This window comes from Paracoccus solventivorans (assembly GCF_900142875.1).
In the GTDB taxonomy this organism is placed as follows: Bacteria; Pseudomonadota; Alphaproteobacteria; order Rhodobacterales; family Rhodobacteraceae; genus Paracoccus; species Paracoccus solventivorans.
The window spans coordinates 75,845-91,674 of the sequence record NZ_FRCK01000005.1; the positions used below are offsets into that span (position 1 = coordinate 75,845).

Sequence of the window (15,830 nt, forward strand, 5' to 3'; positions counted from 1 at the left end):
CTGGGGGCGCTGCCCCCGTCTCCTGCGGAGACTCCCCCGGGGTATTTGGGCCAGAAAGAAGTCCCATCGTGCAGGGTTGGTGCCCGGGGGCGTTGCGGCCGATGGCGTCGGGCGACGGGCTGGTGGTGCGGGTGCGGCCGCCGGGCGGGCGGCTGACGCAGGTGCAGGCTGCGGGGCTGGCGGCGTTGGCCGGCGCGCATGGTAGCGGGGTGATCGACCTGTCCTCGCGCGCCAATCTGCAGCTGCGCGGGGTTCGGGACGGCAGCCACGCGGCGCTGGTCGAGGGGCTGCGTGGGCTGGGGCTGGTGGATGCGTCGGTTGCGGCCGAAACGAGGCGCAATATCGTGGTGACTCCGTTCGCCGATGCGACGGCGGATGCGCTGGCCGCAGCTCTGGCCGAGGCGCTGGCGGCGGCCGCGGATCTGGCGCTGCCAGGGAAGTTCGGCTTTGCGGTCGATACCGGGCCGCGGCCGGTGCTGCGCGGCGTCTCAGCGGATGTGCGGATCGAGCGTCTGGGAGAGGCGCTGCTGCTGCGCGCGGACGGGCTGGACGTGGGGCGGCTGACGAGCGATCCCGTCGCGGATGCGTTGGCTCTGGCGCGCTGGTTCCTGCGCAATGGCGGCGCCCCGGAGGGCCGGGGGCGGATGGCGGCGCTGGTGGCGCGGTGCCGGCCTGAGGGGTTCGACCTGGCCCCCGCCGAGCCTGCGCCCGAGCCGGTGCCGGGGCTGGTGGCGCAGGGGGCGCTGGTGGGTCTCGCCTTCGGGCAGATGCAGGCCGGGACGCTGGCCGCGCTGGCGGCGCTGGGGCCGATCCGTGCGACGCCCTGGCGGATGCTGCTGGTCGAGGGGGTCTCGGCGATGCCCCGCCTGCAAGGGCTGATCACCGACCCTGCCGACCCGTTGCGCCGTGTCGTCGCTTGCACCGGCGCACCCCACTGCCCGCAGGCGCTGGGGCCGACCCGGGTGCTGGCGCGCGCGCTGGCCCCGCAGCTGCCGCTGGGCTGCCTGCTGCATGTCTCGGGCTGCGCCAAGGGCTGCGCCCATCCCCGTCCCGCGGACCTCACGCTGGTCGCGCGGGGGCGGGGCTATGATCTCGTCCGCGCCGGCACGGCGGCGGACCCGGCTTTCCTGTCAATTCCCGGAACCCCCGATGCGCTACCATTATGAAACCGACGGGGCGGCGATCTATCGCGCCTCATTCGCCACCATCCGGGCCGAGGCCGATCTGGCCCGTTTCGACCCCGACGAGGAACCCGTGGCGGTGCGGATGATCCATGCCGCCGGGCTGGTGGGGCTGGAACGCGACATCCGCTTTTCGCCCGGCTTTGCGGCGGCGGCGCGGGCGGCGCTGGAGGCGGGGGCGCCGATCCTCTGCGATGCGCGCATGGTCAGCGAGGGGATCACCCGCGCCCGCCTGCCTGCCGGGAACCCGGTGATCTGCACGCTGAACGACCCGCAGGTGCCGGCGCTGGCGGCGGCGTTGGGCAACACCCGCTCCGCCGCGGCGGTCGAGCTGTGGCGCCCGCATCTGGCCGGCGCGGTGGTCGCCATCGGCAATGCGCCGACCGCGCTGTTCCATCTGCTCAACCTGCTCGGGGATCCCGGCTGGCCGTGCCCGGCCGCGATCATCGGCTGCCCGGTCGGCTTCATCGGCGCCGCGGAATCCAAGGCCGCGCTGATCGCGGACCCGCCCGTGCCCGCCATGGCGGTGCTGGGCCGGCTGGGCGGCAGCGCCGTCACCGTCGCGGCGGTGAACGCGCTGGCATCAAGGGCCGAGTGATGGCGCGCATTATCTGTGCCGGACTGGGCCCGGGCGACCCCGACCTGATGAGCGTGCGCGCCGACCGCGCCCTGCGCGGCGCCCGCCGCATCGCCTATTTCCGCAAGCCCGGCCGCCCCGGCATGGCGCGGCGCATCGTGCAGGGGTTGCTTGCCCCCGGCTGCGTCGAGCTGGCGATGGAATACCCCGTCACCACCGAGATCCCGCTGTCAGACCCCGCCTATAACGCGCAGTTGGCCGCGTTTTACGACCATTGGGCCGAGCGGCTGGCCGCATTGCCCGGCGAGGTGGTGGTGCTGTGCGAGGGCGACCCGTTCTTTTACGGCAGCTTCATGCACCTGCACCTGCGCCTGCAGGGGCGCTGCGAGATCGAGGTGATCCCCGGCATCACCGGCATGTCGGGCTGCTGGACCGCAACCGATATGCCGATCGCCTGGGGCGACGACGTGCTGACCGTGCTGATGGGCACGCTGGACGAGGACGCGCTGGCCGCGCGCATGGCGGGCACGGATGCGCTGGTGGTGATGAAGACCGGGCGCAACCTGCCCAAGCTGCGCCGCGCGCTGTCCCGCGCCGGGCGGCTGGACGCGGCCTGGCTGGTGGAACGCGGCACCATGCAAGGGCAGCGCGTGCAGCGGCTGGTGGAGTCCGACGCCGAGGTGGCGCCGTATTTCGCGATTCTGCTGGTGCACGGGCAGGGGCGGCGTCCCCTCGCCCTGCCGAGGGCCGCGGAATGAGCGGCTGGCTGGCCGTGGCCGGGCTGGGGCCGGGGCACGCGGCGCTGCTGACCCCCGAAGTGAGCGAGGCGCTGTCCCGCGCCACCGATATCGTGGGCTATGCGCCCTATGTGGCGCGGGTGGCGTCGCTTCCGGGGCTGGTGCTGCACCCGTCGGACAACCGGGTCGAGCTGGACCGCGCCCGCCACGCGCTGGAACTGGCGGCGGCCGGGCGGCGGGTGGTGGTGGTGTCCTCGGGCGATCCGGGGGTGTTCGCCATGGCCTCGGCGCTGTTCGAGGCGGTCGAGGCCGAGCCGCGGCTCGCGGCGCTCGACATCCGCATTCTGCCGGGGATTACCGCGATGCTGGCCGCCGCCGCTCGGCTGGGAGCGCCCTTGGGCCATGATTTCGCGGCGATCAACCTGTCCGACAACCTCAAGCCCTTTGCGCTGGTGGAACGGCGGGTGCTGGCGGCGGCGCAGGCGGGGTTTGCGCTGGCCTTCTACAACCCGCGATCCGCCTCGCGGCCGCATCAGTTCGCGCGGGTGCTCGAGTTGTTGCGCGGATGTTGCGAACCGGGGCGGCTGATCGCCTTTGCCCGCGCCGTGACCACGGCGGACGAATCGCTGCAAGTGGTGACGCTGGCCGAGGCGATGCCCGAGATGGCCGACATGCGCACCGTGGTGCTGGTCGGCAATGCCGACACGCGGCGGGTGGGGCGCTGGATCTACACGCCGCGTTCGGCCGGGGGGGTGCGATGAAGCCACGCCATCGCCTGCGCCACCGAAGCCACGGTTTCCCTTGCGGGGATCGCCGGGCGCTGCACCATCACCACCGGCAGGCGCAGCGCGCGGGCGGAGTCGAGCTTGGCGCGCGCGCCCTCGCCGCCAGCATTCTTGGCGACCACGATCTGGATGCGGTGATCGCGCATCAGCGCCATGTCGCCGTCTTTGGTGAAGGGGCCGCGGTCGACCACGCGGCTGGCGCGGGGCAGGGGCACCGGCTCGGGGTCGACAAAGCGCAGCAGCCAGCGATGCGGCAGGCCGGCGAAGATGTCGAGGTTCTGGCGGCCGATGGCGAGGAACACATTCGCCGGCGTCCGGGGCAGGGCCGCGGCCGCAGCGGCCAGATCGGGAACCGGAGTCCAGTCGTCGCCGGGTGCCTGCGCCCATGCGGGACGTTCCAGCGCCAGCAGCGGCACCCCCGTCACCGCGCAGGCCGTAACCGCGTTGCGGCTGATGCTGGCGGCAAAGGGGTGGGTGGCGTCGATCACATGGGTAAACCCGCCCTCGCGCAGACATGCCGCCAGCCCTTCGGCGCCGCCGAAGCCGCCGATGCGCAGGGGCAGCGGCTGCGGGCGCGGCGTGCTGGTGCGGCCGGCATAGGAATACAGCGCCTCGACTCCGGCGTCGGCCAGGGTGCGGGCCATGGCGGCGGCCTCGGTGGTGCCGCCCAGCAGCAGAACCCGCATGTCTGATCCCTGGCTGTCCATCATCGGTCTGGGCGAGGATGGCCTGTCCGGCCTGTCGCCCGCAAGCCGTGCCGCGCTGGACGCGGCCGAAATCGTGTTTGGCGGGCCGCGGCATCTGCGGCTGGCGCAGGCGGGACAGCGGGGGCGGGCTTGGCCGGTGCCTTTTGATCTCGCCCCGGTGCTGGCCTGCCGTGGGCAGCGCGTGGCGGTGCTGGCCTCGGGCGATCCGTTCTGGCACGGGGCGGGCGGCAGTCTGGCCGCGCAGCTTGCCCCCGGCGAGTGGCGGGCGTTCCCGGCGCCGTCCAGTTTCTCGCTGGCCGCCTCACGGCTGGGCTGGCGGATCGAGGATACCGCCTGTCTGGGCCTGCACGCCGCGCCGTTCGAGCGGCTGCTGCCGGTGCTGCGCCCGGGGGCGCGGGCGATCCTGCTGCTGCGCGACGGGCAGGCCCCGGCGGCGCTGGCGGCATGGCTGGCGGCGCGCGGCTGGGGGGCGTCCACGCTGTGGGTGATGGAGGCACTAGGCGGCCCGCGCGAGCGTATCCGCCAGGCGACGGCGGCGGGGTTCGAGCTGCACCTCACGCGGCCGCCGGTGGCGGTGGCGTTGCAGGCCGCGGGCGGCGTGGCGCGCCGGGCGGGGCCGGGGCTGCCGGACGATGCGTTCCAGCATGACGGCCAGATCACCCGCGCGCCGGTGCGGGCGCTGACGCTGGCGGCGCTGGCGCCGCAGGCGGGGGCGCTGCTGTGGGATCTGGGCGCGGGGTCGGGCTCGGTGGCGGTGGAGTGGGCGCTTGCGGGCGGCCGCGCCGTAGCGGTCGAGCGGCGTGCGGATCGTTTCGGAAATATTATTGCCAACATCAAAGGCTTCGGACTCTCTGAGGCGGTTACGACGCTGCATTCCGACAGCATCGCCGCCTTGCCCGGCCTGCCCGACCCCGATGCGGTGTTCGTCGGCGGCGGGTTGACCGAGGCGCTGGCCGCGGCGCTGTGGGCGCGCATCCCCCCCGGCACAACTCTGGTCGCCAATGCGGTGACGCTGGAAACCGAGGCGCTGCTGGCCGGGCTGCACCACCATCACGGCGGCACAATGCTGCGGATCGAACTGGCCGAGGCCGCCCCCCTGGGCGGGTTCCGCGGCTGGCAGCCGGCGCGGCCGGTGGTGCAATGGGCGGTGACGCGATGAGGGTCGCGGGCTTCGGGATGAACAGCCGCGCCACCGTCGAGTCGCTGCGCGCGGCGCTGGCCGCCGCCGGCCCGGCCGAGGCGCTGGCGGCGCTCGGTGGCGCCGGTCTGGCCGAAGCGCTGGCGGCGCTGCCCGCCCACGCAGCGATGGTCGCGGAACTGGCGCGGGCGCTGGACCTGCCGCTGATCGAGGTCGCCTCGGTCGCCGGCATCCCCACCCTCTCGCAATCCCTCGGCAGCCTTGCGACCCACCACACCGGCAGCGTCGCCGAGGCGGTGGCGCTGGCCGCCGCCGGACCCGGCGCGCGACTGCTCGCCCCCCGCGCGACCTCTGCCGACCGCTGCGCCACCTGCGCTATTGTCGTTGCTTGGCCGGGAGCCTCGACGTGACGTCGCGCGCGTCATGGCCCCTCGCGCCCTCTGGCCCGACCGCGGTGCCACCTGCGCCATCTGCTTCTTCGCCCGGCCCAGAGCCTCGGCATGATCGCCCATCCCATCGCTGCAAGTCCCGGCGGGCCAGACCGCCGCGCCATCGCCCAGACAGGAACCCACGAATGACCGTCCATTTCATCGGCGCCGGCCCCGGTGCTGCCGACCTCATCACCCTGCGCGGGCGCGACCTGATCGCGGGCTCGCCGGTCTGCCTCTATGCCGGGTCGCTGGTGCCGCAGGCGCTGCTGGAGCATTGCCCGCCGGGCGCGCGGATCGTGAACACCGCGCCGCTGTCGCTGGACGAGATCATTGCCGAGATCGCTGCCGCCCATGCGGCCGGGCATGATGTGGCGCGGCTGCATTCGGGCGACCTGTCGGTGTGGTCGGCGATGGGCGAGCAGCTGCGGCGCCTGCGCGCGCTGGGAATCCCCTATGACGTGACGCCCGGCGTGCCCTCTTTCGCGGCCGCCGCTGCCGCGCTGGGGGCGGAACTGACCCTGCCGGGCGTTGCGCAGTCGCTAGTGCTGACGCGGACCTCGGGGCGGGCCTCGGCCATGCCCGAGGGCGAGACCTTGGCCGCTTTCGCCGCCACCGGGGCGACGCTGGCCATCCATCTGTCGGTGCATGTGCTGGAGCGGGTGATCGCCGAGCTGACGCCGCATTACGGCGGCGATTGCCCGGTGGCGGTGGTGTTGCGCGCCAGCTGGCCCGACCAGCGCATCATCCGCGCCACGCTGGCGACGCTGGACCCGACGCTGGGGATGGGCGAACGCACCGGGCTGATCCTGGTCGGCCCGGCGCTGGCGCAGGAAGGTTTCGCCGAAAGCCGGCTTTACGCGGGCGATTACGACCGCCGTTTCCGTCCCGTGGGCGCTGCCCCGAGGTTCCCGGAATGAGCGCGGCGACCCCTGGGCTGATCGTCGCCGCGCCCGCATCCGGGACCGGCAAGACCACCGTGGCGCTGGGGCTGATGGCGGCGTTTCGCGGGCAGGGGCTGGCGGTGCAGCCCTTCAAGAACGGCCCCGACTATATCGACCCCGGGTTTCATGCCGCGGCGACCGGGCGGCAGTCCTTCAACCTTGACAGCTGGGCGATGTCGGCGCCGCGCATCGCCGGGCTGGTCGGCGATGCGGCGGATGCGGATCTGGCGATCGCCGAGGGCTCGATGGGGCTTTTCGACGGGGTGGCGTTGCCGGGCGAGGCCGGCACCGGCAGCGGCGCCGAGCTGGCGGTGCTGACCGGCTGGCCGGTGCTGCTGGTGCTGGATGTCTCGGGACAGGCGCAATCGGCGGCGGCGACCGCGCTGGGGTTCGCGCGGCTGCGCCCCGATCTGCAACTGGCGGGGGTGGTGCTGAACCGCGTCGCCTCAGGCCGCCACGAGGCGCTGGTGCGCGACGGCATGGCGCAGGCGGGCATCACCGTGCTGGGGGCGCTGCCCCGCCGCCCCGATCTGGAACTGCCCGAGCGGCATCTGGGGCTGGTGCAGGCCGAGGAGCAGTCGGACCTGACCGCACGCATCGACGCGCTGGCCGAGTTCATCGCCGCGCATTGCGATCTGGCCGCGATAAGGGCGGCGGCAAGCGGCATTCTGCCCCCCGCCGCGCCCCTGCCGGTCACGCCCCCCGGGCAGCGCATCGCCCTGGCGCGGGATGCGGCGTTTTCCTTTGTCTACCCACATCTGCTGGCCGGCTGGCGCGCGGCGGGGGCCGAGGTGGTGACGTTCTCACCCCTGGCCGATCAGGGGCCGGACGCTGCCGCCGATGTCTGCTGGCTGCCGGGCGGCTACCCCGAGCTTCACGCCGGGCGGCTGGCGGCGGCCGGCAATTTCCGCCGCGCGCTGGCGGATTTCGCGGCCACCCGCACGGTGCATGGCGAATGCGGCGGCTACATGGTGCTGGGGCAGGGGCTGGTGGCGGCGGACGGGACGCGGCACCGCATGGCCGGGCTGCTGGGGCTGGAAACCAGCTTTGCGAAGCGCCGGATGAACCTGGGCTACCGGCTGGCCGAGCTGCGCGGGCCGATGCCCGGCCACCCGCCGGGGATGCGGCTGCGCGGGCATGAGTTCCATTATGCCACCACCACCGCCCAGCCCGACGCGGCGCTGGCGCTGGTGCGGGACGCGACGGGGGTGGAACTGCCCGGCACCGGCTCGCGCCGCGGGAATGTCACCGGGACGTTCTTTCACCTCATCGCTGCGGCCAGTTAGTCTTTGGGGGCCAGCGATCCTTGACGCAACCCGCCCATGCTGGCACATCGCAACAGACGGTTCCCCAAGCCGGAAAAACCGCACGGGGATGAAAAGGGAACGCGGTGAGGTGTAGCCATCAGGCGCCAAACCCGCGACTGCCCCCGCAACTGTAAGCGGCGAGCCGCCCCCGATTGCGCCACTGGCCCCAAGGCCGGGAAGGCCAGGGGACCGGCCCCGACCCGCGAGTCAGGAGACCTGCCGTCAAAGCCCCGGGGCATTCCGCGCCCCAACCAACCACATTGCCGTCGGGGATGACGGGCAGGAGGGATACATGCATATCGAACCGGGCGTCGTCGACGCCGCCAAGATCGTGCTGAGCTACGCGACCGCCGCGGGCGCCGCGGGCTATGCGGGCTGGATGGCGCTCAATGCGATCCGCGAACAGGGCGTCGGCTCGCTGTTGCTGCGCAGCGGGCTGGCCACCGCCGCCGTCTTCACCTTTTTCGAGGTGCTGCCGCATTTCCCGGTCGGCGTCAGCGAGGTGCATTTCATCCTCGGCTCGACGCTGCTGCTGCTGTTCGGGGCGGCGCCAGCGGCGATCGGGCTGGGGCTGGGGCTGCTGGTGCAGGGGCTGTTCTTCGCCCCCTTCGACCTGCCGCAATTCGGGATGAACCTGACCACGCTGCTGGTGCCGCTGTTCGGGATCGAGGCCTTAGCGCGGCGCATCATCGCGCCGGGTACCCCCTATGTCGACCTGCGCTACGGGCAGGCGCTGGCGCTGTCGACCGCCTATCAGGCGGGCGTGGTCGCCTGGGTGGCGTTCTGGGTGCTTTACGGGCAGGGGCTGTCGGTCGGCACGCTGGCCGCGATCGGCAGTTTCGGCGCCGCCTACATGCTGGTGATTGTGATCGAGCCGCTGGCCGATCTGGCGGTGCTGGCGGCGGCGAAATCGCTGCGCGGCCTGCGCGGCTCGGCGCTGGTCACGCGGCGGCTGCATCACGCGGCCTGAACCTCAACGGCGCGGCCTTTGGCGGGCCGCGCCATTTCCAATGAGGCGGGTATGGAGCTGCTGCTGATCGGCATCGGCACCGGCAACCCCGATCACCTGACGCGCGAGGCGGAAGCCGCGCTGCGCTCGGCCGATCTGGTGCTGATCCCCGACAAGGGCGAGGACAAGGCCGAGCTTGCCGCCCTGCGCGACGCGATCTGCGACGCGGTGGCGCCCGCGGTCCTGCGCGGGCGCTTTGCCGTGCCCGCGCGGCGCGCGGATGCGGGCTATCTGGCGGGGGTCGAGGACTGGCACGACGCGCTGGCCGCCGCCTGGGCCGCGGCCATTCCCCCCGGCACGGGGCGGGTGGCGCTGCTGGTCTGGGGCGACCCCTCGCTTTACGATTCCACCCTGCGGATCGCGGCGCGGCTGCGCCCGGCGCCGCTTGTCCGCGTGGTGCCCGGCATCACCGCGCTGCAGGCGCTGACCGCGGCGCATGGGATCCCGCTGAACGATCTGGGCCGCCCGGTGGTCATCACCACCGGCCGGCAGCTGCGCGACCACGGCTGGCCGCCGGGCGCCGACCGGGTGGCGGTGATGCTGGACGGGGATTGCGCGTTCCGCCTGCTGGACCCGGCCGGCGTCCACATCTGGTGGGGCGCCTGCGTCGGGATGGCGCGGCAGCTGCTGGACCATGGCCCGCTGGCCGAGGCCGGTCCCCGTATCATCTCCGCCCGCGCCGAAGCCCGCGCCCGCCACGGCTGGGTGATGGACATCTATCTGCTGGCCCGGCACCCTGATTCCGGCCCCTGACGCGGCAGAAGCCTTTCGGTCGCCCGCCGTCTGCCCTAGATGAGGGGCAATGACCCCAGAAGGAGCCGCGGCATGGATGGAGACATGGACGCTCAGGCTTTCAGGAAACCCGCAGTCCCGGCCGGCGACCTCTGGCCGCATATCCAGGCCGAGGCCGCCGCCGCCGTGCAGGCCGAGCCGCTGCTAGGGGCGCTGATCCACGCCGGGCTGCTGCACCACCAGAACTTTCGCGCCGCGCTGGCCTATCGGTTCTCGCTGAAGCTCGCCTCGGGCGAGATGAGCGAGCAGATCCTGCGCGAGATCGCCGACGACGCCCATCGCCGCAGCCCGGCCTTGGAACGCGCGGCCGAGGCCGATTTGCGCGCCGTCTATGAACGCGACCCCGCCTGCCACCGGCTGATGCAGCCGATGCTGTTCTTCAAGGGGTTCCAGGCGCTGCAAGCCTATCGCATCGGCCACTGGCTTTGGGACAACGACCGCCGCGACATGGCGTATTTCGTGCAGATGCGCTGTTCCGAGGTGTTCGGCGTCGATATCCACCCGGCCGCGCGGATCGGCACCGGGGTGATGATCGACCACGCCCATTCCATCGTGATCGGCGAAACCGCGGTGGTCGGCGACAATGTGTCGATGCTGCATTCGGTGACGCTGGGCGGCACGGGGAAAGAGGACGGCGACCGCCACCCCAAGATCGGCGAGGGGGTGATGATCGGCGCCGGCGCCAAGGTGCTGGGCAATATCTCGGTCGGCCATCACAGCCGGGTGGCGGCGGGCTCGGTGGTGCTGACCGATATTCCGCCCTGCAAGACCGTGGCCGGGGTACCGGCGCGGATCGTGGGCGACGCGGGCTGCGACACGCCATCCGACACGATGGAGCAGATCATCGGGCTGGAGGGGATCGTCTAAGGCTCTCAGGCCGCCCAGCGGTCGGCGGCGCTGCCGGTCAGCGCCGAAAGCGTGGTGTTTTCGGACCTGAGCCGCGCATCCAGCCCGCGCGCGATGCGGTCGGCCAGCGAAAACCCCTGATAGATCAGCGCGCTGTAGATCTGGACGACTGAAGCGCCAGCCTCGATCTTGGTCCATGCCTCATCCACCGATCCGACGCCGCCGACCCCGATGATCGGCAGTTTCCCGTCCAGATGCCGGTAGAGCCGGGCGAGGATCCTTGTCGACAGCCTGAACAGCGGGGCGCCGGACAGCCCGCCGGTCTCGCCCGCGTGGCGCGATGCCAGCCCGTCGCGGGTCAGGGTGGTGTTGGTGGCGATGGCGCCGTCGATGCCGCTGTCGCGCAGCACCGCCGCCAGTTCCGCCAGCGCGGCCTCGTCCAGGTCCGGGGCGATCTTGACGAACACCGGAGGCCGCGCGTCTGATGCGTCGCGCGCATCCAGCACGCCGCGGATCAGCGCCGCAAGCGCCCGCGCCCCCTGCAGGTCGCGCAGCTTTTCGGTGTTGGGGGAGCTGACGTTGATGGTCAGGAAATCCGCCGCCCCTGCAGCAAGGCTGGCGACATGGGCGAAATCCGCGGCGCGGTCGGCGCTGTCCTTGTTGGCGCCGATGTTCAGCCCGACCGGCACCGGGCCGCGGGGCCGCGCCGCCAGACGGGCGCAGATCGCCTCCGCCCCCTCGTTGTTGAAGCCGAAGCGGTTGATGATCGCGCGGTCCTCGGCCAGGCGGAACAGCCGCGGTTTCGGGTTGCCCGGCTGCGGGCGCGGGGTGGCGGCGCCGACCTCGACAAAGCCGAAACCGGCGCGGGTCAGCGGTGCGACCACGCGGGCGTTCTTGTCGTAGCCGGCGGCGAGCCCGACCGGGTTCGGCAGCGCCATCCCAGCCAGCGTGGTCGCCAGAAGCTCTGATGTGAACGCCCGCCCCGGCAATGGCACCAGCCCCATTTCCAGCGCCCGGATCGACAGGTCATGGGCGCGTTCGGGGTCCAGCCGGAACAGGGCGGCGCGGCCCGCTTGCTCGATCAGGGACATCAGAGATCTCCGGTCTGGTGGTGGCCGTCGGGGCCAAGGGGCAGCGGGCGGTGCCACATCAAGTCGGCCAGCCGCAGGGGGCGGTAAAGATGGGGAAACAGCGCGCCCTTGCGCGAGGGTTCCCAGCGCAGCGCCGGGCCAAGCGCGGCGGCGTCGCAGGCCAGCAGCTGCAGCCCGTGTCCGCCCGCGAAATGCTTGCCCAGCGTTTCGGGCAGCTGCGCGGCGGTGGACAGATGCACATAGCCGTCGGCCAGATCGACCGGGGCGCCGGCGGTCTCGCCCTGCGCCTGCAGCACCGCCCATTCATCCGCGCGCAGCACCTTGTAGACCGGCAGCGTGGATTCGGGCGCGGGCAGGGCGGCCAGCACCCCGGCGGCGGCGCGGCGGTCGAGCTCGCTTTCCGGGCCGCGGTTCCACGGGCAGAAGCGCAGCCGGAACGCCGCTAGCCGCGCGCCCTCGTCGCAGGGCGGATAGCCGATGCGGTCCAGCATCGGCGGCAGCGGGCCGGGCGGCTCGGGCAGGCCATGGGGTGCCAGCGCCAGCCCCTGACGCGCCAGCCGCCCCCAGTCGAAGCGCGGGCCGGGGTCGGCCTTGCGGTCGGGCGCCATGTCGGAATGGGCAATTACCCCCTGCGCAGGGATGTTCCAGCGCGCCATGATCGCGGGCAGCAGCGCCTCGAGCGCCTGCATCTGCGGCTGCGGAAACGGGCGGTCGCCGGGGTTGTGCAGCTCGATCCCGATCGAGCGCGAGTTGATGTCGTCCATCCCGCGCCAGCTGCCGGCGCCGGCGTGCCAGGCGCGCAGGTTCTCAGGGACCAGCGCCTCGGTGGTGCCGTCGGGGGCGATCAGCCAGTGGGCCGAGACCTCTGCCGCCGGATCGCACAGCCGCGCGCGGGCGTCGGACAGCGAGCCCATGCCGGTATAGTGGATCACGATCAGCGCCGGCGTCAGCCTGCCGCGGCGGGCCGAGTGGTTCGGCGAGGCGGGCGCCGTCACGTCCCGGGGCGTCATCACATCCCGGGGCGATAGCCGCAGGCGTTGCCGTCGCCGTCCGGGTCCAGCCCCAGCGGGTCGCGCTCTGGGCCGCCGCGGGCGGTGAACTCGGCCTGCGCGGCGCGCGGGGTGGCATAGGCGGTGCAGTCGCCGCCGACCCGGATGGTGCGGGCGTAAAGCGGCTTGACCGAGCCCGGCAGCACCGTCGCGGTCACCGCCGCCGGCTGGGCCGAGGGCGCGCGGCGGCGGGCAGGCTGCGGCGCCGGGGCCGGGGCAGCCGCGGGGGCGGCGACGGCGGTGGTCACCACCACCGCATCCCCGGGCACCGGGTCGATGGCGGGGGCGCCGCGCAGCCGCACCCGGCGCGGCTGCGCCTGCGGCGCGGCGGTGGTGCGCACCGCCGATGCGCCGGCGATTTCCGCCGCCGTGGGTGCGCGGGCGGGCAGGGCGACCGGGACCACCTGCGGCGGCGCCTCGACCCGCCCGGTCAGCGCCATTTCCCGCGCGCGCAGGTAATTGCCGTAATTGCTGGCCCCCGCCTGGTAGTTGGGGTTCCAACCGCTGTTCTCGGCACAGCCCGCCAGCGCGAGCAGCGGGATCGCGACGAGGGGGATCAGGGTCTTGGCGCGCATCGGGCTCTCTCCTCGGGTGGCCGGGCGGGTGCGTGGGCTCAGCCTACCACCAGCGTTCGGGTTTGGCGACAAAGCCCGCGGCGCGTTCCAGCACCGCGGCGTGGTTGAGCAGCCCGCCCTCGTCCCAGGGCCGCCCGATCAGTTGCAGCCCCAGCGGCAGCCCCTGCGAATCGAGGCCCGCGGGCAGCGCCAGCGCCGGCAGCCCGGCCAGGTTCACCGTCACCGTGAACACGTCGTTCAGATACATCTGCACCGGATCGACCGCGTGCATGGTTCCCAGCGGGAAGGCGGCCGAGGGCGTCGCCGGGGTCAGGATCGTGTCGATCCCCGCCGCGAACGCCTCGTCGAAGTCGCGCTTGATCAGGGCGCGGACCTTGCGGGCGCGGTTGTAATAGGCGTCGTAGAACCCCGCCGACAGCACATAGGTGCCGATCATCACCCGGCGCTGCACCTCGGCGCCGAAACCCTCGGCGCGGGTGTTTTCGTACATCTCGTTGATGCCGTCGCCGGCACCCAGCCGCGCGCGGTGGCCATAGCGCACCCCGTCGTAGCGGGCGAGGTTCGAGGACGCCTCGGCCGGGCCGATCACGTAATAGGTGGGCAGCGCGTATTGCGTATGCGGCAGGCTGATGTCCACGATCTCGGCACCGGCGTCGCGCAGCATGGCGATGCCCTGCTGCCACAGCGCCTCGATCTCGGCCGGCATCCCGTCGACGCGGTATTCGCGGGGAATGCCGATTTTCTTGCCGCGGATGTCCCCGGTCAGCGCGGCTTCATAATCCGGGACCGGGCGGTCGGCGCTGGTCGAATCCCTGGGGTCGACCGAGGCCATGGCGCCCAGCATGATCGCCGCGTCGCGCACGGTCTTGGTCATCGGCCCAGCCTGGTCCAGCGACGAGGCAAAGGCCACGATCCCCCAGCGCGACACCCGCCCGTAGGTCGGCTTGAGCCCGACCGTGCCGGTGAACGCCGCGGGCTGGCGGATCGAGCCGCCGGTGTCGGTGCCGGTCGCGGCCAGGCACAGATCCGCCGCCACCGCCGCCGCCGAGCCGCCGGACGAGCCGCCCGGCGTCAGCTGCTGCTCGCCCAGCCGCCACGGGTTCACCGCGGGGCCATAGACGCTGGTCTCGTTAGTCGAGCCCATGGCGAATTCGTCCATGTTCAGCTTGCCCAGCATCACCGCACCGGCGTCGAACAGGTTCTGCGTCGCGGTCGATTCATATTCGGGCAGGAAGCCCTGCAGGATGCGGCTGGCGGCTTGGGTCGGCACCCCCTTGGTGCAGAACAGGTCCTTGATTCCCAGCGGAATCCCGCACATCGCGGGCGCATCGCCCGCCTGCAACCGCGCATCCGCCGCCGCCGCCTGCTGGCGGGCGATGTCGGCGGTGTTGTGCACGAATGCGTTCAGCGCGCCGGCATCCTCGATCGCGGCCAGGCAGGCGTCGGTCAGCTCGACGGCGGTGATCTCGCCCTTGCGCAGGCGGTCGCGGGCGTCGGCGATGGTCAGTCGGTTCAGGCTCATTCCACCACCTTCGGCACGGCAAAGAACCCCTCGCGCGCGTCGGGCGCATTCTTCAGCACCGCCTCGGCCATGTTGCCGTCGGTGACCACGTCCTCGCGCCGCTTCAGCCGCATCTTTTCGACCCCGGTCATCGGCTCGACGCCGGTCACATCGACCTCGGACAACTGCGCCATGAATTGCAGCATGTGGCTGAGTTCGGATGCCAGCGCGGGCAGCGCCTCGTCCGCGACCGCGATCCGCGCGAGCTGCGCGACCTTGCGGGCCTCGGTCTCTGAAATCGACATTGCGGGTGTTCCTTTCGATTGCCCCGCGTTTACCGCCCGTGGACCTGCCCTGCAAGCCGCGCTAGCGTTCCCGAAGATTAGTGGAGAAGCGCGATGAAACTGACCTGGCTGGGCCATGCCGGCTTTCGACTGGAGATCGAGGGCGCGGTGATCCTGATCGACCCGTGGCTGACCGGAAACCCGGTGTTCCCCGAGGAACGGCGCGCCGAGGCCATTGCCGGCGCCACCCATGTGCTGCTGACCCACGGCCATTCCGACCACACCGGCGAGGCGCTGGCGCTGGCGCGCGAGGGGCTGCCGCTGGTCGGCATCTACGACCTGCTGAGCTGGTGGGAATCGCAGCACGGCATCACCGCCATCGGCTTCAACAAGGGCGGCACGGTGGAGCTGAACGGGGCGGCGGTGACCATGGTGAACGCGACCCATTCCTCGTCCCTGACGGTCGAGGGGCGGCCGGTCTATGCGGGCCACGAATCCGGCTACATGATCCGGGGCGAGGGGCGCACGATCTATGTCTCGGGTGATACCGACATCATGGCCGATATGGAATGGATGGGGGAACTGCACCGCCCCGAGATCGGGATCCTGGCGGCGGGCGGGCATTTCACCATGGACATGGAACGCGCGGCCTGGGCGGCGAAACGCTATTTCGACTTCAAGACCGTGATCCCGTGCCACTACGACACCTTCCCGCCGATCCGGCAGGACCCCGAGGTGATGCGCCGGGCGCTGCCGGGGGTGCAGGTGCTGACCCCGAAGGTGATGGAGACGGTCGAGCTGTAGCGGCGCGGCGCGGCGGCGGAACGGCAAAAGCCCCGGCGGTGCCGGGGCTTTTTCGTGACTTGCAGCGGGGGCTGC

The 15,830-nt window shown here is 72.4% G+C and carries 18 protein-coding genes, 1 pseudogene and 1 riboswitch; of the genes and pseudogenes, 12 read left to right on the forward strand and 7 right to left on the reverse strand.

Features of this window, described 5'->3' with window-relative positions:
- The first annotated feature begins 68 nt into the window (after window positions 1-68).
- From cobG to cobJ, 4 genes are read left to right on the forward strand one after another with little or no spacing between them, the layout of a single operon-like run.
- Window positions 69-1,166, forward strand: coding sequence for a precorrin-3B synthase (gene cobG, locus BUB57_RS09350; protein ID WP_268801861.1), 1,098 nt, complete (start codon window positions 69-71; stop codon window positions 1,164-1,166).
- Window positions 1,150-1,779: a precorrin-8X methylmutase gene (locus tag BUB57_RS09355; RefSeq protein ID WP_073065804.1), complete on the forward strand. Its 630-nt coding sequence runs from the start codon at window positions 1,150-1,152 to the stop codon at window positions 1,777-1,779. Before cobG ends, BUB57_RS09355 begins: the two co-directional genes overlap by 17 nt.
- Window positions 1,779-2,516 carry a precorrin-2 C(20)-methyltransferase gene (gene cobI / locus BUB57_RS09360; protein WP_073065808.1) on the forward strand — a complete coding sequence of 246 codons (738 nt, stop codon included), beginning with the start codon at window positions 1,779-1,781 and terminating at the stop codon, window positions 2,514-2,516. The genes BUB57_RS09355 and cobI overlap by 1 nt, the downstream gene beginning before the upstream one ends.
- Window positions 2,513-3,256: a precorrin-3B C(17)-methyltransferase gene (gene cobJ, locus BUB57_RS09365; protein WP_073065811.1), complete on the forward strand. Its 744-nt coding sequence runs from the start codon at window positions 2,513-2,515 to the stop codon at window positions 3,254-3,256. The genes cobI and cobJ overlap by 4 nt, the downstream gene beginning before the upstream one ends.
- Here cobJ and BUB57_RS09370 read toward each other — a convergent pair.
- On the reverse strand, window positions 3,223-3,966 hold the full coding sequence (locus BUB57_RS09370; RefSeq protein WP_073065814.1) for a cobalt-precorrin-6A reductase: 744 nt from the start codon (window positions 3,964-3,966) through the stop codon (window positions 3,223-3,225). The genes cobJ and BUB57_RS09370 overlap by 34 nt on opposite strands.
- On the opposite strand from BUB57_RS09370, the gene cbiE reads away from it, so the two are divergent.
- The 7 genes from cbiE (at window position 3,965) to cysE (ending at window position 10,472) form a co-directional block, all read left to right on the forward strand.
- Window positions 3,965-5,146: a precorrin-6y C5,15-methyltransferase (decarboxylating) subunit CbiE gene (gene cbiE, locus BUB57_RS09375; RefSeq protein ID WP_073065818.1), complete on the forward strand. Its 1,182-nt coding sequence runs from the start codon at window positions 3,965-3,967 to the stop codon at window positions 5,144-5,146. The two genes, BUB57_RS09370 and cbiE, sit on opposite strands and share 2 nt — an antisense overlap.
- Complete coding sequence (locus BUB57_RS09380; RefSeq protein WP_073066171.1) at window positions 5,143-5,535, forward strand: cobalamin biosynthesis protein; 393 nt, start codon at window positions 5,143-5,145, stop codon at window positions 5,533-5,535. Before cbiE ends, BUB57_RS09380 begins: the two co-directional genes overlap by 4 nt.
- 164 nt (window positions 5,536-5,699) lie before the next feature.
- Window positions 5,700-6,473: a precorrin-4 C(11)-methyltransferase gene (cobM, locus tag BUB57_RS09385; RefSeq protein WP_073065821.1), complete on the forward strand. Its 774-nt coding sequence runs from the start codon at window positions 5,700-5,702 to the stop codon at window positions 6,471-6,473.
- The gene (locus tag BUB57_RS09390) at window positions 6,470-7,783 is read left to right on the forward strand and encodes a cobyrinic acid a,c-diamide synthase CobB (RefSeq protein WP_073065824.1); all 1,314 of its coding nucleotides are present in this window, start codon (window positions 6,470-6,472) and stop codon (window positions 7,781-7,783) included. The genes cobM and BUB57_RS09390 overlap by 4 nt, the downstream gene beginning before the upstream one ends.
- Before the next feature lie 55 nt (window positions 7,784-7,838).
- Window positions 7,839-8,028: riboswitch (cobalamin riboswitch) on the forward strand.
- 68 nt (window positions 8,029-8,096) lie between these two features.
- Window positions 8,097-8,774 carry an energy-coupling factor ABC transporter permease gene (locus BUB57_RS09395; protein WP_073065828.1) on the forward strand — a complete coding sequence of 226 codons (678 nt, stop codon included), beginning with the start codon at window positions 8,097-8,099 and terminating at the stop codon, window positions 8,772-8,774.
- Window positions 8,775-8,825: 51 nt separating this feature from the next.
- Entirely contained in the window at window positions 8,826-9,566 is a 741-nt protein-coding gene (gene cobF, locus BUB57_RS09400) for a precorrin-6A synthase (deacetylating) (protein ID WP_073065831.1), read from the forward strand.
- An 84-nt stretch (window positions 9,567-9,650) separates the two neighbouring features.
- Window positions 9,651-10,472 (forward strand): serine O-acetyltransferase, encoded by an 822-nt coding sequence (gene cysE / locus BUB57_RS09405; RefSeq protein ID WP_143159689.1) that lies wholly within the window; start codon window positions 9,651-9,653, stop codon window positions 10,470-10,472.
- Between the two features lie 5 nt (window positions 10,473-10,477).
- On the opposite strand, the gene BUB57_RS09410 is transcribed toward cysE, so the two are convergent.
- The 6 genes and pseudogenes from BUB57_RS09410 to gatC all read right to left on the reverse strand — a co-directional run bounded on the left by BUB57_RS09410 (window position 10,478) and on the right by gatC (window position 14,972).
- Window positions 10,478-11,542, reverse strand: coding sequence for a quinone-dependent dihydroorotate dehydrogenase (locus BUB57_RS09410; RefSeq protein WP_073065838.1), 1,065 nt, complete (start codon window positions 11,540-11,542; stop codon window positions 10,478-10,480).
- Window positions 11,542-11,910 (reverse strand): DUF952 domain-containing protein, encoded by a 369-nt coding sequence (locus BUB57_RS17090; protein ID WP_234952033.1) that lies wholly within the window; start codon window positions 11,908-11,910, stop codon window positions 11,542-11,544. Before BUB57_RS17090 ends, BUB57_RS09410 begins: the two co-directional genes overlap by 1 nt.
- Window positions 11,893-12,552, reverse strand: a pseudogene (locus tag BUB57_RS17095) (N-acetylmuramoyl-L-alanine amidase); the annotation flags it as partial. The gene BUB57_RS17090 and the pseudogene BUB57_RS17095, both read right to left, overlap by 18 nt.
- Window positions 12,552-13,166, reverse strand: a complete 615-nt coding sequence (locus BUB57_RS09425) for a hypothetical protein (protein ID WP_073065841.1) — start codon at window positions 13,164-13,166, stop codon at window positions 12,552-12,554. The gene BUB57_RS09425 and the pseudogene BUB57_RS17095, both read right to left, overlap by 1 nt.
- Before the next feature lie 43 nt (window positions 13,167-13,209).
- The gene (gene gatA / locus BUB57_RS09430; RefSeq protein WP_073065844.1) at window positions 13,210-14,688 is read right to left on the reverse strand and encodes an Asp-tRNA(Asn)/Glu-tRNA(Gln) amidotransferase subunit GatA; all 1,479 of its coding nucleotides are present in this window, start codon (window positions 14,686-14,688) and stop codon (window positions 13,210-13,212) included.
- Entirely contained in the window at window positions 14,685-14,972 is a 288-nt protein-coding gene (gatC, locus tag BUB57_RS09435) for an Asp-tRNA(Asn)/Glu-tRNA(Gln) amidotransferase subunit GatC (RefSeq protein ID WP_073065847.1), read from the reverse strand. The genes gatA and gatC overlap by 4 nt, the downstream gene beginning before the upstream one ends.
- A gap of 93 nt (window positions 14,973-15,065) precedes the next feature.
- Between gatC and BUB57_RS09440 the strand changes: the two genes are divergently transcribed.
- Window positions 15,066-15,755, forward strand: coding sequence for a metal-dependent hydrolase (locus BUB57_RS09440; protein WP_073065850.1), 690 nt, complete (start codon window positions 15,066-15,068; stop codon window positions 15,753-15,755).
- The last annotated feature ends 75 nt before the right edge of the window (window positions 15,756-15,830 follow it).